At 38.3% G+C, this 15,672-nt stretch carries 11 protein-coding genes; 5 read left to right on the plus strand and 6 right to left on the minus strand.

Annotated elements, in window-relative coordinates:
- Positions 1-114 precede the first annotated feature (114 nt).
- Entirely contained in the window at positions 115-774 is a 660-nt protein-coding gene (locus GAB14E_RS02055) for an HAD-IA family hydrolase (protein ID WP_033084288.1), read from the minus strand.
- Positions 774-1,955 (minus strand): 23S rRNA pseudouridine(955/2504/2580) synthase RluC, encoded by a 1,182-nt coding sequence (gene rluC, locus GAB14E_RS0123520; protein ID WP_231562120.1) that lies wholly within the window; start codon positions 1,953-1,955, stop codon positions 774-776. Before rluC ends, GAB14E_RS02055 begins: the two co-directional genes overlap by 1 nt.
- Before the next feature lie 693 nt (positions 1,956-2,648).
- On the opposite strand from rluC, the gene rne reads away from it, so the two are divergent.
- The 3 genes from rne to GAB14E_RS02040 all read left to right on the plus strand — a co-directional run bounded on the left by rne (position 2,649) and on the right by GAB14E_RS02040 (position 7,639).
- A complete protein-coding gene (rne, locus tag GAB14E_RS02050; protein WP_033084289.1) occupies positions 2,649-5,813 on the plus strand; it encodes a ribonuclease E in 3,165 nt (1,054 codons plus the stop codon).
- A 371-nt stretch (positions 5,814-6,184) separates the two neighbouring features.
- The gene (locus GAB14E_RS02045) at positions 6,185-6,616 is read left to right on the plus strand and encodes a DUF4339 domain-containing protein (RefSeq protein WP_033084290.1); all 432 of its coding nucleotides are present in this window, start codon (positions 6,185-6,187) and stop codon (positions 6,614-6,616) included.
- An 81-nt stretch (positions 6,617-6,697) separates the two neighbouring features.
- Positions 6,698-7,639 (plus strand): DUF4339 domain-containing protein, encoded by a 942-nt coding sequence (locus tag GAB14E_RS02040; protein WP_033084291.1) that lies wholly within the window; start codon positions 6,698-6,700, stop codon positions 7,637-7,639.
- 129 nt (positions 7,640-7,768) lie between these two features.
- On the opposite strand, the gene GAB14E_RS02035 is transcribed toward GAB14E_RS02040, so the two are convergent.
- From GAB14E_RS02035 to zwf, 4 genes are all read right to left on the minus strand, one after another.
- Positions 7,769-8,416, minus strand: coding sequence for a bifunctional 4-hydroxy-2-oxoglutarate aldolase/2-dehydro-3-deoxy-phosphogluconate aldolase (locus GAB14E_RS02035; RefSeq protein WP_033084292.1), 648 nt, complete (start codon positions 8,414-8,416; stop codon positions 7,769-7,771).
- A gap of 137 nt (positions 8,417-8,553) precedes the next feature.
- Positions 8,554-10,368, minus strand: coding sequence for a phosphogluconate dehydratase (edd, locus tag GAB14E_RS02030; RefSeq protein WP_033084293.1), 1,815 nt, complete (start codon positions 10,366-10,368; stop codon positions 8,554-8,556).
- A gap of 168 nt (positions 10,369-10,536) precedes the next feature.
- The gene (gene pgl / locus GAB14E_RS02025) at positions 10,537-11,232 is read right to left on the minus strand and encodes a 6-phosphogluconolactonase (protein WP_033084294.1); all 696 of its coding nucleotides are present in this window, start codon (positions 11,230-11,232) and stop codon (positions 10,537-10,539) included.
- Positions 11,232-12,701, minus strand: coding sequence for a glucose-6-phosphate dehydrogenase (gene zwf / locus GAB14E_RS02020; RefSeq protein ID WP_033084295.1), 1,470 nt, complete (start codon positions 12,699-12,701; stop codon positions 11,232-11,234). The genes pgl and zwf overlap by 1 nt, the downstream gene beginning before the upstream one ends.
- Before the next feature lie 492 nt (positions 12,702-13,193).
- Here zwf and GAB14E_RS02015 point away from each other — a divergent pair, with 492 nt between their 5' ends.
- A complete protein-coding gene (locus tag GAB14E_RS02015; RefSeq protein WP_033084296.1) occupies positions 13,194-14,042 on the plus strand; it encodes a MurR/RpiR family transcriptional regulator in 849 nt (282 codons plus the stop codon).
- Between the two features lie 109 nt (positions 14,043-14,151).
- The gene (gene pyk, locus GAB14E_RS02010; protein WP_033084297.1) at positions 14,152-15,603 is read left to right on the plus strand and encodes a pyruvate kinase; all 1,452 of its coding nucleotides are present in this window, start codon (positions 14,152-14,154) and stop codon (positions 15,601-15,603) included.
- Positions 15,604-15,672 lie beyond the last annotated feature (69 nt).

A 15,672-nucleotide genomic window follows, 5' to 3' on the forward strand; every position in this document is an offset into this window, starting at 1 on the left:
TTGTGATGGCGCCCTGCACCCAAAAAAGAAAAAGAACTATCCTACCTAACAACTATGAAATGTAGAAAACCCTATAAACTTTGGTGCTCAAGTGCGCTTGCTCTAGCTCACATCCTAAACTGGTAATAATAACTGTTGTAACTCACTGAGTGAATCAACAATAGCTTTAGGCTGATAGTTATTTAATATCGCTCTATCATGAACGCCTAATGTAATACCTATACTATCAACACCTGCAGCTTGAGCCATTTCCAAATCATGTTGACTATCGCCAATCATAACAGCTTGCTCAGCTCGCACATTTAGCTCAGCTAATAAGCTTAATAACATTTGAGGATCTGGTTTAGAAAGTGTTTCATCAGCGCAGCGTGATGCATGAAAGAAGTGTTCCGTATGCGTAGCACCAAAAACACGCTGTAAACCTTGTCGACCTTTACCGGTTGCAACAGCGAGTAACCTATCATCACCTTTAAGTGCCTTTAATAATTCTAGCGCATTATCAAATAAAGGTGTTGGTGTATTATCACCTTCTATATATTGATATTTATATTGGTCAAGCATCGCGTTTATTTCATCTTCTACGCAATGAGGAAATAAAATCCTAAGTGCTTTAGGTAAACTTAAGCCAATTATATCTTTTACTTGTATCACTGTCGGAATATCTAACTGACAAACGTGAGCTGCTGCTTGCATTGATGAGACTATTTTGCCGATAGAGTCCATCAAGGTACCATCCCAATCAAAAATAACTAATTTGTATTCAGGGATAAGCATTATTCCTTTACCAACTTAGAGAGTAATCGTTCTAAACTTGACTCAAGTGGCGCTTCAATTTTCAATCGTTGTTCAGTTTTAGGGTGAGTAAACTCAATACTAGCGGCATGTAAGAACAACCTTTTCAGACCTTTGCTTTTCATCTGTTCATCAAACTCTTCATGGCCATATTTTGCATCCATAGCAATGCAATGGCCACTCGTTTGACAATGAACACGTATTTGATGTGTTCTTCCTGTGACAGGGAAAGCTCTTACTAAGGTTGCGCCACGGTATCGTTCTAATACTCTAAAACGAGTTTCAGACTCTTTACCTTGTTGGTTATCAACAACGACAACACGTTCGCCTGACTTTAAATCATTTTTCTTTAATGCTTCAGTAACACGAGTCAATTTAGTTGGCCAATGCCCCTTAACTAATGCGTGATAAAATTTCTGTACATTTTTATCACGAAATTGTTCATGCAAATTTCGCAAGGCTGAACGTTTTTTAGCAACAAGTAAGCAGCCTGAAGTGTCTCGATCTAATCGATGAACTAATTCTAACATGCGCGCTTCTGGTCTTAATGCACGAAGTGCCTCTATTAGACCAAAACTTAAACCGCTACCGCCATGCACAGCCATACCCGAAGGTTTATTGATAACAATCAATCTATCATCTTCAAACAGTATTTGCTTTTCTAAATTAGCAACAATAGTTAACCCGGTAGAAACTGCATCTTTTTGTTCAGAAACTCTGATGGGAGCAATGCGTAATTCATCATTAATGGCTAACTTATAAACTGGTTTAATTCGTTTTTTATTAACCCTGATTTCACCTTTACGCATAAGGCGATAAAGATGGCTTTTAGGAACACCTTTAAGGGTTCTTAATAGAAAATTGTCGATTCGTTGCCCTGCATCTTCACTATCTATAGTGATATAGCGCACTTTAGGTCTTTCCACTTCTTCTGCACTGTTAATATGCGCAGTATTTTCAACAGGTTTTTTTTCATGCTGGGTATTTCTTACAACAGGTTTACTTGCTTGCTGCGTCTTTTGTGCAGCAGGCTTATTTGAATGCTTTATCTTCTTTACAACAGGTTTATTGGCATGCTGAGTCTTTTTTTCAACTGAGCGGTGTTGAGTCTTTGCTTTGTTTTTATGCACGTGATTGGCTTTTTGGCTATTAATTTCTTTCATAACGGCAGTTTAACACATTTTATTTAGCGAATAATGCAATTAACTTCCTTTATTATTAGCTAATAAACAAAGATAGTGGGATAATAAAAGGGTTATTAGTTGATATTTAACGCTAACACCGTATTAAACAGCCATATGAAAAAACTAACATTAGGCTAATCAACGTAACAATTTAACCCTAGAAGCTTTAAAGAGAGACGTAAGAGGCAAACTGCGGCCACATTAGTATGCGACATTTTATTTTGTTAACTGTACCTTTTTAGGCGTTAACATCATAAAAATAAGACATGCTGATAGTACGGCCTATTGCATTAATTGACACAGGTAGTTATCACTTTGATGGCTACTCGCTATAGATTGTCAAAAAAGCATAAACAGTTTTAACAATTTGATTTATGAAATGTTATTAGCCCAGCACCATAAAGCAATTTTATAAAATAATACCAAAGCGATATTAAGCTGGTATTTTGCACAGCACACACGCTGAGCACATAAAGAAATGAATTAGCATTGCCTAGCTTGATTAAGGCAGTGATATTGAGAAACAATCAGAATTTATAACAGCTTAACCTGGTTTTATGACAGGTTAACCGTGACAACCGTGAGGCTGACAAACTGCTGTTACCAGAAAAACAGATTGCTTTGTGTCCTAAGCAAATGGTGTGTTGTGACTAAAAATGAGTCCGACAAACTATGAAACGTATGTTAATTAACGCTACCCAATCAGAAGAATTGCGCGTAGCACTAGTAGATGGCCAAAAACTTTACGATTTAGATATTGAAAGCCCTGGTCACGAGCAAAAAAAATCTAATATTTATAAAGCAAAAATCACCCGTATCGAGCCTTCTTTAGAAGCAGCTTTTGTTGATTATGGCGCTGATCGCCATGGTTTCTTACCAATGAAAGAAATTGCGCGTGAATACTTCCCTAAAGGTTATACCTTCCAAGGCCGACCGAACATTAAAGAAGTTTTGCGTGAAGGCCAAGAAGTTATCGTTCAAATAGATAAAGAAGAACGTGGCCAAAAAGGTGCTGCACTGACTACATTTATCAGTCTCGCCGGTAGTTATCTCGTTTTAATGCCAAATAATCCTCGAGCAGGTGGTATATCACGACGTATCGAAGGTGATGAACGTACTGAACTAAAAACGTCTTTAAGTAAGTTAGAATTGCCAAAAGGCATGGGGTTAATAGTAAGAACCGCTGGCGTAGGTAAAGATTACGACGAACTTGAATGGGATTTAAATGTACTTTTACATCACTGGCAAGCAATTAGTGATGCAGCAAAAACCCGCCCAGCGCCCTTCTTAATCCACCAAGAAACAAATCTTATTTTACGTGCGATTCGTGACTATTTACGTCGTGATATTGGTGAAGTATTAATTGATCGCCCTAAAACTTTCGAAAGTGTTAAAAAACACATTGAAGTGGTACGCCCTGATTTCTTAAACAAAATAAAACTTTACACCAGTGATGTGCCTTTATTCACGCATTACCAAATTGAAACGCAAATCGAAACAGCATTTCAACGTGAAGTACGTCTACCTTCTGGCGGCTCAATTGTTATTGATCCTACCGAAGCTATGACCTCGATTGATATCAACTCTGCGCGTGCAACTAAAGGTAGTGACATTGAAGAAACTGCTTTTAATACTAACTTAGAAGCTGCAGAAGAAATTGCTCGTCAATTACGTTTACGTGATTTAGGTGGTTTGGTCGTTATTGATTTTATCGATATGACGCCAGTACGCCATCAACGTGAAGTTGAAAACAGAATGCGTGATTCAGTTCATCAAGATAGAGCTCGTATTCAACTAGGTAAAATCTCTCGCTTTGGCTTATTAGAAATGTCTCGCCAACGCTTACGTCCTTCTATTGGTGAAACAAGCCAGGGTGTATGTCCTCGCTGTAGCGGCACAGGTCATGTACGCGGCGTTGAGTCTTTAGCTTTATCAGTATTACGTTTAATGGAAGAAGAAGCCATTAAAGACAATACCTTGCACGTTCAAGCGCAAGTACCAGTACCTGTGGCCACCTACTTATTAAATGAGAAACGCCGTTCAGTTATGCATGTTGAAAAACATCATAACGTTAGAGTCTTAATCATTCCTAATCCTCATATGGATACGCCGCAATACGAAGTATTACGTGTGAAGAATGATGAAACTGTCGTTGAAGCGAGTTATGAACTCCCCGTAAAACAAGCTGAACTTGAAGAAGCTAAGATGCCTAAGTTTGATAAAGCGGCAACGAAGCGCGATGAACCATTGATTCAAGGCATGACATCTCCTACAAGGGCACCTAAATCTAAAAGTGCGCCGGTAAAAGCTGAAACTACTGTAACTAAACAAACTAAGCAAATTAAGCAAATTAAGCAAACTAAGCCTACCGGCTTATTTTCTTGGTTGAAGAGCCTTTTTGTGACGACAGAAGTCGTTGAAGAAGTAAAAGAGACAGACACAACTCAAAAACCTAGACGTTCACAGGGAAGACGCGACAGTCAACAAGGTAATCGTCGTAATAACCGAGGTGGTAACCGTAACCGTAATGAACGTACTGATCGCAATGGTGAGGGTTCAGCTAGCAAGCAAAATGAAACAAGAAATGCTCGCCCTAGCCGTGAAGTGGAACAAAACAAAACGAAGAGGCAGCCACGTAAAAATGACAATCAGGCTAACGAAAAAGTCGTAAGAGAAGAAAAGGTCGCTGAACGTCGTCAACGTAGAACTAATCGGAAGAACGTACGTATAAAACCTACAGATAAAGCTGTTGTAAGTGCCGAAGTTGTAACAGAAATTAAAGCTATTAATAATGAAAGCCTTAATAGTTCAGCTGTAACTAATGACACGAATAATGAAGATAGACCACGGAATAGACGTTCACCTAGACATTTAAGAGCAAATGGACAACGTCGTCGTCGCAATAATACTGAAGCTTCACCAGAAAATCAGCCATTAGCCGCTGAACAAGTAACGGCTAATGAATCAGTAGAAGCACGTTATCCAGCTACAGTTGAAGTTGAAGCTGTAACAGTTGAGACAGCAGAGCAACAGCAAGTTAATACCTCATCAAATGACGTAGTAACTGAACGTATAACTACTGAAGAAGTTGTTATTGAAAATGTAGCTGTTGAAGAAGTCCTTGTGCCAGAGGTAAAAGTAACAGCTGTTGAAGAAGTTCTTGTGCCAGAGATAAAAGTAGCAGCAGTTGAAGAAGTTCTTGTGCCAGAGGTAAAAGTAGCAGCAGTTGAAGAAGTTCTTGTGCCAGAGGTAAAAGTAACAGCAATTGAAGTATCTGTTGATGAGCAAGTAGAGACTACAACAGACATGCCTATCGTTGAAGAAGTGTCTATAGACGATAATGCTAAGCCTGTAACAGAAGTTCAACAAGAGCTACCTTTAGAGCAAAAAGAAGAACCGGCTCTTGTGCAAGAGCTAGTTGAAACAAAGGCACAAGTTGTTGACGATACTATCGAAGTTAAAACGGAATCAGAAGTAAAAAGTCCATCACCTGAAACTACTGAACCAAAAGCCGCGGAAGATATTATCGTTGAAATTTCTGATAGCAATACTAAAGCCCCAGTAGAAAAAACTAAGCCACAAGCTAAGAAAACAGTTCCAACAGCTAAGAAGTCGGCTCCTAAAGATAAAAAACTGGCTAGGCAAGTTAAGAAAGCCAACCGTCTTTCGGGCCGCGCAACAGCGCCTATGACAAAAACGCAAACCATCACTACTATTAATGAGATACCAACAAGCTCTATGGCAGATAGTGACAGGGTAGCCCATCAGTCATCAGGTAGAACTGCTATAACTGCTGATGTAGTAAATCGTAGTGGTGCGCTGGCAACTAAACCGTAACAATACGCGTACCGTACCACCTTAAAGCCAGTTATCATTATTATAACTGGCTTTTTTATGTCTTTTAATTAGCTTTTAACTGATATCATCATTATAAAAACCTTACAAGTACTAATAATGTACTCGTTCTTTAGTAGTTAATAATACCAACGTTGTTATTCAAAAATCACATAAATATTACGAAGTATGTACAAGGTTTCTAGTAAAGATTATACAAGACTATAACTTAGCATTAACAAAGGACTTGACTGTTAGCTTTGGCTAACGTTAAATGGTGTAAGCTAAAAGGCCAACTGTTAATAAATTTGATATGTCGTTACTGTTATTTATTAATAGTAAGGTGACAGATAAAAAAGAGAGTAATAATTATTATGAAAAAATGGTTTTTTTCTGACAATGGTGAAGTAACAGGGCCTTTAGGGCTAAAAGAGTCAAATAAATTAATTGCAAAAAATCCTGACTTATATGCATGGCATCCCTCTTATACCCATTGGGTACCGGTTAGTTGCATCGATGAATTTGAAATATCTATTACCCCGCCGCCGCCACCAATTGAAATACCAAGTGGCCTTATAGATGATTTAATTGGCGAAGAAAAAGAATTACTTACCACATTGGATCGTATCGACAAAACAATTAAGATCACTTCAGACTCTTTATATGAAATAGACACCGAGTTAGATAATTATGGCCAAACTGCTCATAACTTAACAGAAGAAGTTAGAGTGGTAGTCAAGACAATTGAAGAGCAATATGCTTCGCTACAAAAGAACCTAGCTAACGTAATTAAAACTGATTACTAATAACTTTTACTGTTTAAATATCAGCTAAGTTGTACATCGTATTAATTATAGAACCGAAGTTAACAGATAAGAGTACTTACAATGAAAAAATGGTTTTTTTCAAATAATGGTGAAGTAACTGCCCCATTAGATTTAGACGCAGCAAAAGATTATTTAGCCAGCAACCCTAATGTTTATGGTTGGCACCCATCATTTAATCAATGGAAGCCTGTCAATTGTATCAGTGAGTTTGTCGATGTACTGCCCCCAACAGTGCAGGCACCATTAATTCCAAAAGAAATTTCTGATAAATTTTTAGCTAAGAAGCAACGTTTAGAGACAAAATTAACCTCTATTGACGATAGTATTAACCATAGTCAGTCATCTCTTGTTAAGTTCGAACAGCAAATAGTTGATTATAAAGACCTAACTAAAAACTTAAATGAAGATGTTCAAGGTGCTATCGATAACATTGAGAGAAAATATAAAAGTTTAAGTCGTAAGTTATCTCAAGTTAAAGATGCTGTACATATTGCAGAAAAAGAAATGTCTGAAGTAGTTGACGATTTTGATCATAGAATGAGCTCAAATGACATTTTCATGCCTTCATGTAACCAAAGTACAGCAATGCCATACGACACTGAAAATAGAGCATCTGCAGAGAGTGCTCAAGGTAGTAAAGCAAAGCTAGCTCAAGCAAAGTTAGCAACACCCCATAGACGTATTGAGCCTGAAGAAACAAAAGTTGAAGATGCTCCCGCTGCCGTAAAAACAGAGAAAAAAGAAGTTGGAAAAGCTGAAAAGCCTGCTTCTCAATCACTTTTATATGATACACACGAAGCCAATCACTCACCTAAAGATAGCTTCAATGGCATGAAAAACATGATGAAATCTGTATTTAAAGGTGACTCTAAAGTAGAGAAAACAGAGAAAGTTCAGAAAGTAGAAAAAGCTCAGAAAGCAGATAAAGTTGAAGTTAAAAAATCTAAAGATGAGCCACTATCAATGGCTGAACGTTTAAAAATGGCACAAAACAATCAATAAGCCGGCTAATATTTGAAATAATTAGTTCGAAGCTAAGGTTTAAAAAAAGCCAGTCATTATTTATAATGACTGGCTTTTTTAATGCTTAAAATTGTAAATGATGACCAAGGCTTTACATTAACAGTTTATTTATCTCACATGTGTTAGCGCTTGCCGAGCTAATTTAGTAATTTCAGACCAATTTTTATTATCAACAATATGACTTGATACCAACCATGAGCCACCACAACAAACAACATTAGGTAAAGCTAAATAGTCTCGAACATTATTTAAATTAATACCGCCAGTTGGACAAAAGCGAATACCGGGGAAAGGCCCGCCAATAGATTTAATCGCATTAACACCACCAGAGGCTTCTGCTGGAAAAAATTTCAAATGATCATAACCATAATCCGCGCCATCCATAAGCTCTGAGATGGATGAGATTCCAGGAATTAAAGCGATATTACCTTCATTACCTGCTTGTAACAAATCTTTGGTTAAACCTGGACTGATAGCAAACTTAGCGCCGGCATCATATGACTGTTGTAACTGCTGACGATTGGTCACTGTACCTGAGCCAATAATTGCTTCAGGCAGTTCTTTGGCAATGATACTAATCACATCAAGTGCCGCAGGTGTACGTAAAGTTACTTCTAATACTTTTACATCAGCAGCTAATAGCGCTTCAGCAATAGGAATTGCTTCTTCAACCTTGTTAATTACCAGTACAGGAACAATAGGTCCCATGTTGAAAAGGTCCTTTGGCATGATTTTCCAATTTTTTGATACTGTCATAATTCCTCTTTATTTTCTTGGCGGTAGTTAACCAAAAGGCTAAATAAACGCTGAATTTTATATATTATTAATTTTGATAAGTAGTTAAATATTCGACTGCTTAAGCGTTTGCTGTTCTTCACTCTTATTGCTAGTGATTATGAGTCGAACAACGAACACGCACCCGTTTCAGCTGAACTCAAGTTACGGCGCATAAAGCCAAATAACTCACGCCCCATACCTTCATGGTGGCCATTAACTTGAAATATAGCAGCCTTGCGATTGGCTAATTCCTGCTCATCAACAAGCAATGTTAACTCACCAGTTTCACCATTGAGATTAATCATGTCACCTGCTTGAACCTTAGCAATCAAGCCTCCATCAAGTGCCTCAGGGCATAAATGAATGGCTGCAGGTACCTTACCTGATGCGCCAGACATACGTCCGTCAGTAAGCAGGGCAACTTTAAAACCTTTGTCTTGCAGCACACCTAACAATGGCGTTAATTTATGTAGTTCAGGCATACCACGCGCTTTAGGCCCTTGGAATCTTACTACGGCAACAAAATCTTTTTCGAGTTCACCTGCGTCAAATGCCGTCTGTAATTCATGTTGATCTTCAAAAACAACTGCAGGAGCGTTAATAGCAAAGCTGCCCTCTCTAAGTGATGAAGTTTTAATAACAGAAACACCTAAATTACCTTTCATCACGCGTAAACCACCATGAGAACTGAATGGCTTAGCAACGGTTGCAATAATTGCATCATCAAGTGACTTTTCAACGCAATCAACCCACTTAAGCTCTCCATTATCTAGCACAGGCTTCTTAGTGTATCGAGTTAAACCGCGACCACAGATGGTTTCTACATCCTCAAAGACCAATCCGCCTTCAATAAGTTCACGGAACAGTAACGCCATACCACCAGCTTCTTGGAATTGATTGATGTCAGCATGACCATTAGGATAAATGCGTGTTAATAAAGGAACGCTTTCAGAAAGGTCATTAAAATCTTGGAAGTTAATAATAATGCCCGCCGCTTTAGCAAAAGCAATAATATGCATGACTAAGTTCGTTGAGCCCCCCGTAGCTAATAAGGCAACAATTGCGTTAACAATTGAACGTTCATCGACCATTTTCCCAATCGGCATATAGTTACCCGATTGCTGGGTTAAACGCGTCGCCTGACGAGCAGCAGCCTTTGTTAATTCTTCACGAAGTTGTGTATTAGGTGCAATAAACGATGCACCGGGTAAATGTAAACCCATCACTTCAACAACTAGCTGGTTAGAGTTTGCTGTGCCGAAGAAAGTACAAGTACCGGCAGAATGATAGGATGCAGATTCAGCCTCAAGTAACGCTACCTCATCTACTTCACCCTTGGCATGCTGTTGACGCACACGGGCTTTTTCTTTGTTTGGCAGACCTGAAGGCATCGGCCCCGCAGGAACAAATACTGTAGGTAAATGACCAAATGTCATACTTGCGATCAGTAAACCCGGGACAATTTTGTCACAGATACCTAACATTAATGCACCATCAAACATATTGTGAGATAAACCTACAGCCGTTGACATGGCGATTACATCACGACTCATCAGACTAAGATCCATACCTGGTTGACCTTGCGTAACACCATCACACATGGCAGGAACACCTGCAGCAACTTGTGCCACGCCACCGGAATCTTTAACTGCAGCTTTGATAATATCTGGGTATGCTTGGTACGGTTGATGGGCACTAAGCATATCGTTGTAAGAGGTGACAATAGCGATATCTGAGTGTTGAATGCCGCGTAACGATGCTTTATCTTCTTTGCCACAGGCAGCGAAACCGTGAGCTAAGTTACCACATGATAATCCTGCACGATGTACTGTGTCTGATTTTGCCACATCAATTTTCGCTAAATATTCAGCACGCGTTTTAGCACTACGTTTTATAATTCTGTCGGTTATATCTACTATTTGCTGTTTCATTTACTCTCTCAACTTATATACTTTTACTTTTAATATAATTTTATTTAATACTTAAACTTATACCAATTTCATTGAATTATTGCTCAATCGAGTGCCTTGCCCTGATTTATTTTCCTATGCACAACAAGATCACGAACTTAATGTTATTGGTATTATTTTACAAGTGAGTTATGGAGCCCAAAAAATTTGAGTGTTTAAGCTAGGGTGTTGTAAAAATGCTCTGATCGGCATTTCAAGCAAATCATCACCATTTAACGCTTGTGTTAATACCGTCTTCTTTCCTTCTCCACATGAATGAAGGAAAATGTTTTTGCTGGTGATTAAGCTAGCAAAAGTAAAGCTGATACGTTGATGCGGCGCTGTTTTAGGTTGAACTTTCAGCAGTGCTGCATCGTTTGTCTCATTAAGAGCCACATTAATTTCGTCGCTACACGGGAATAGTGATGCAGTATGTCCGTCTTCTCCCATACCTAAAATCAACACATCAAGCGGCAATAAAGTTGCTTTAGCAGCAATATTTAAATCGTTGAGCGTCTCATCACTAAACTCTTCACCTTGTTTTAAATGGAAAAAATTCGCTGCTGCAGCATTATTTTGTAGTAAATTTTCATGTACTAAACGGGTATTGCTGTCTTGACTATCAATTGCCACCCAACGTTCATCTGCTAAAGTGATGGTCACTTTTGACCAGTCAATATCACTTTGTGATAACACCTTAAAAAATCCTTTCGGTGTAGAACCACCTGATACGGCGATACTTGCTTTACCTTTACGTTTAATTGCTTGTGCAAGTATTTCACTCACTGATTGTGCCAAAGAGACATCTAAATCATTACGTGTTGAGAATTCTGTTAACTGGTGCATTATTCAACCCACTGGCGATCATCACGCGCGATTAGAGAAATAGAAGATACTGGCCCCCAAGAACCTGCAGCATAAGGCTTAGGTGTTTCATTAGTGGTTTTCCAAGACTCAATGATGCTGTCAGCCCAAATCCAAGCGGCTTCCACCTCATCACGACTTACAAACAATGATTGATTACCATTTAACACTTCTAGCATTAAGCGCTCATAAGCATCAACTACACGTTCGTCGCCATAGGTATCAGAGAAACTTAAATCTAATTTGTTTTCCTGAATATTCATCTGTGAAGCAATACCAGGGATCTTATTCATCATTTGTAACTCAACCCCTTCATCCGGTTGCAAACGAATAGTTAATTTATTGGCGGGTAAATCACTGTAACTGTCTTTAAAAATATTATGAGGTTGTTGTTTAAAGTGCACCACTATTTCACTGTGTTTCTTAGGCATACGTTTACCGGTGCGAAGGTAGAATGGTACGCCTTTCCAGCGCCAGTTATCTATTTCGGCCTTTATCGCAACAAATGTTTCGGTATTACTGTTGGTATTAGCCCCTTCTTCATTTAAGTAACCAGGTACAGGTGCGCCCTCTAAAAAACCATCACTGTATTGTCCACGAACAACTTTATCTTTAATGTTGTCTCGATTAATTGCTTTTAAGGCTTTAACAACTTTAAGTTTCTCCGCGCGAACACTTTCTGCACTTAAGTCCGCAGGTGGCTCCATGGCCAATAGCGACAAGATTTGCAATAAGTGATTTTGCACCATATCGCGCAATTGCCCAGCTTCGTCATAAAAGCCCCAACGTCCTTCAATACCGACACTTTCCGCTACGGTAATTTGCACATGATCAATACTGTTACGATCCCAGTTATTAGTAAATAATGAATTGGCAAAGCGAAGTACTAATAGGTTTAATACGGTTTCTTTACCTAAATAGTGATCGATACGGTAGGTTTGATTTTCTTTAAAATAATCAGAAACTTGATTATTAATGGCAATGGAAGATTCTAGGGAGTGCCCAATGGGCTTTTCCATAACAACACGATCAGCATCGTTAATTAAACTGGCGTGAGCTAAGCCCTGGCAGATATCACCATAGATAGCAGGTGGTGTTGAAAAGTAATAAACTCGAGTATCATTACCGTTGGCAAGTGCATCACCTAAGTGATTAAATGAACTACTGTCTTTAAAGTCTAATTGTTGATAAACCAAACGATTAATGAAACGTGCTAGTACTTGTTCATCTATTTTTTCTTTAACAAAGTCATTTAAATTTTCGACAACAATATTTTTGAATTCTTCAAGACTATGATCTTGTCTTGCGGCACCTACTATACGACTATATTTATTGATTAAACCACAGACTTCCAATTGATAAAGTGCGGGTAATAGCTTACGTCGTGATAAGTCACCTAAGGCGCCAAAAATGACGATTTCACTCGCTGCTTGACCATTTAACTTACTCATAGCATTTCTCTTATATAAAATTTATTGCTTTAATTTTACTTAAACCTTCACTCAAGCCTAGGCGCTAGTGAACTTACCGTAAAACAATTAGTTGTAACTAAACTACATATACAGCTAATTTAGCGCTTGTTTAACTGACAGTAAAGAACTTTTTGTAATTTTACTACATAAATAACTATCTCAAAGAATAATTGGCTTATATACTAGATGAGAAAGGTAATAATAACGATATTACTGCTATTGAGGTAAGTACTGTGCAGTTTAAAGAGTAAATATCCTGCAAACTTTACCAGTTTTGACTTAATACCATCTTTTATTATGAAATAAAATTTCATTTTTTCTGTTCCTTAGGCAGAAAATAAATTACAGTATAGATAAAATAGCCTCTAAATTGATGCAGGCTATCATTGAAATATCGTTTAAAACTTACTTTGAAAGTGAGATTAACAAGCTTTATAAATGAAGATAAACAAGATCTAGGATCAATCCATAATGAACATATTAGAAAAGATCACTAACGAACTAGACATGCTCAGTAAATCTGAACGTAAAGTAGCAGAAGTCATTTTAGCGTCACCAAGCACCGTTATACACTCTAGTATTGCAGCACTTGCCAAACAAGCTAATATCAGTGAGCCTACCGTTAATCGGTTTTGTCGTCGTTTAGACACTAAAGGTTACCCTGACTTTAAATTACATCTAGCGCAAAGCTTAGCCAATGGTACGCCTTACGTTAACCGTCATGTCGATGAAAATGATAGCGCGGAAGAATATACCGACAAGATTTTTGAATCTACCATGGCCAGCCTTGAATTAGCCCGTAAAAGCTTAGACGCAAATGATGTCAATCGTTCGGTTGATCTATTAACCCAAGCTAACAAAATTTCATTTTTTGGTTTAGGTGCTTCGGCCATTGTTGCCCATGATGCGCAAAATAAGTTTTTCCGCTTTAATGTGCCTGTGGTTTATTTTGATGACATATTAATGCAACGTATGAGTGCTATAAATAGTCGCCAGGGTGATGTGGTTATTGTGATTTCGCACACTGGTCGGACAAAATCACTTGTTGAAGTGGCCAGTTTAGCAAAAGAAAACGACGCCACTGTTATTGGTATTACCACTAAAGGTACACCACTGGCTAAGGAATGTAGCATAGTGCTTACTGTTGATGTCTGTGAAGATACTGACCTTTATATGCCGATGTCATCACGTATCGCTCAACTCGCCCTAATTGATGTTTTAGCCACCGGCTTTACTTTACGTCGTGGTAGCAAATTTAGAGACAACTTGAAAAAAGTAAAAGATAGCTTAAGAAGTTCGCGCTTTGAAAGAAAAGATTAACAAGAAAAGACCAAATATATAGTCGCTGATATTTGAAACTATCTTTCAACCATCAGTACTACCATCGATAAACCTATTTAAACGTAATCAAAAACGTAAGAGGATTAACATGCCTAGAAGAACAAAAATTGTTGCTACCTTAGGTCCTGCAACTGACGATAGAGAAGTTTTAAAAAATGTATTAGCTGCCGGTGTAAACGTGGTTAGACTTAATTTTTCTCATGGTATTCCGCAAGATCACATTGATAGGGCAAACAATGTCAGAGAAATAGCAAAAGAACTTGGCATTTATGTTGGTATATTGGGTGATTTACAAGGGCCTAAAATCCGTGTTTCTACCTTTAAAAGTGGCCCGATTAAATTGGCCATTGGTGATAAATTTGAATTAAATGCCAACCTAGAAAAAGGTCAAGGCTGCCAAGAAAAAGTAGGTATTGATTATAAAAAATTAGTACAAGATGTTAATACCGGTGACATATTATTACTAGACGATGGTCGCGTACAATTAAAAGTGTTATCAACCTCTGAGTCTTCAGTGTTCACAATAGTCACTGTTGGCGGTCCATTATCAAATAATAAGGGCATTAACCGCCAAGGTGGTGGTTTAACAGCACCTGCGTTAACACTCAAAGATAAAGAAGATATTAAGCTTGCTGCCAAAATTGATGTCGACTTCTTAGCGGTATCATTTCCTCGTGATGCAGCAGATATGCGCGAAGCTCGTTTACTTGCCCAAGAAGCTGGCTGTGATGCTCGTTTAGTCTCAAAAATTGAACGTGCGGAAGCGGTAAATGATGACGCTATTCTTGATGGAATAATTTTAGCCTCCGATGTCGTTATGGTCGCTCGTGGTGACTTAGGTGTTGAAATTGGTGATGCTGCATTAGTCGGTAAACAAAAACATATTATTGCTCGCTCTCGCCAGCTTAACCGCGTAGTGATCACGGCAACGCAAATGATGGAAACTATGATTGAGCAGCCTATGCCAACGCGTGCTGAGGTAATGGATGTAGCAAACGCTGTATTAGATGGTACAGATGCGGTGATGTTATCGGCAGAGACTGCTGCAGGTAAATACCCTGTAGAAACCGTGACAGCTATGGCCAATGTTTGTCTAGGTGCTGAACAACATCGCTCAGTAAATTCGTCTAGTCACAGAATTGAACTGACTTTTAGTGAAGTATCGGAAACCATCGCCCTATCAGCTATGTATGCCGCCAACCACTTAAACGGCGTTAAAGCGATTATAGCACTGACAGAGTCCGGTCAGACCAGTAAAATAATGTCTCGCATTACCTCGGGCTTGCCTATTTTCTCTTTGTCTCGCCATAGTAAAACATTGAACAAAACAGCAATTTATCGTGGTGTTTATCCCATTGAATTCGATTCAACTGATGTGAACAATGACAATTTATCTAATGAGATATTAAAAGCGGTAAGTGGCAATATTGATTTAGTTATTGGTGATAAATTGATTTTAACTTACGGTGATATCATGGAAACTGTTGGTGCTTCAAACACCTTAAAAGTGTTAACAGTCACTAAAAAGCACCTTAACTAATAAGTAATAGTTATGACTCAAAAAGGCCCTATGTTATCGACATAGGGCCTTTTTATTTTCAATGTCTTT

The sequence above is a fragment of the Colwellia psychrerythraea genome (assembly GCF_000764185.1).
GTDB classification, from domain to species: domain Bacteria; phylum Pseudomonadota; class Gammaproteobacteria; order Enterobacterales; family Alteromonadaceae; genus Colwellia; species Colwellia psychrerythraea_B.

What these genes read in the sequence shown, in the direction of transcription:
- GAB14E_RS02035 (WP_033084292.1), bottom strand. Translation starts at nt 8,416, where the DNA reads ATGACAGTATCAAAAAATTGGAAAATCATGCCAAAGGACCTTTTCAAC.
- rne (WP_033084289.1), top strand. Translation starts at nt 2,649, where the DNA reads ATGAAACGTATGTTAATTAACGCTACCCAATCAGAAGAATTGCGCGTA.
- GAB14E_RS02045 (WP_033084290.1), top strand. Translation starts at nt 6,185, where the DNA reads ATGAAAAAATGGTTTTTTTCTGACAATGGTGAAGTAACAGGGCCTTTA.
- GAB14E_RS02040 (WP_033084291.1), top strand. Translation starts at nt 6,698, where the DNA reads ATGAAAAAATGGTTTTTTTCAAATAATGGTGAAGTAACTGCCCCATTA.
- pyk (WP_033084297.1), top strand. Translation starts at nt 14,152, where the DNA reads ATGCCTAGAAGAACAAAAATTGTTGCTACCTTAGGTCCTGCAACTGAC.
- GAB14E_RS02055 (WP_033084288.1), bottom strand. Translation starts at nt 774, where the DNA reads ATGCTTATCCCTGAATACAAATTAGTTATTTTTGATTGGGATGGTACC.
- GAB14E_RS02015 (WP_033084296.1), top strand. Translation starts at nt 13,194, where the DNA reads ATGAACATATTAGAAAAGATCACTAACGAACTAGACATGCTCAGTAAA.
- zwf (WP_033084295.1), bottom strand. Translation starts at nt 12,701, where the DNA reads ATGAGTAAGTTAAATGGTCAAGCAGCGAGTGAAATCGTCATTTTTGGC.
- edd (WP_033084293.1), bottom strand. Translation starts at nt 10,368, where the DNA reads ATGAAACAGCAAATAGTAGATATAACCGACAGAATTATAAAACGTAGT.
- pgl (WP_033084294.1), bottom strand. Translation starts at nt 11,232, where the DNA reads ATGCACCAGTTAACAGAATTCTCAACACGTAATGATTTAGATGTCTCT.
- rluC (WP_231562120.1), bottom strand. Translation starts at nt 1,955, where the DNA reads ATGAAAGAAATTAATAGCCAAAAAGCCAATCACGTGCATAAAAACAAA.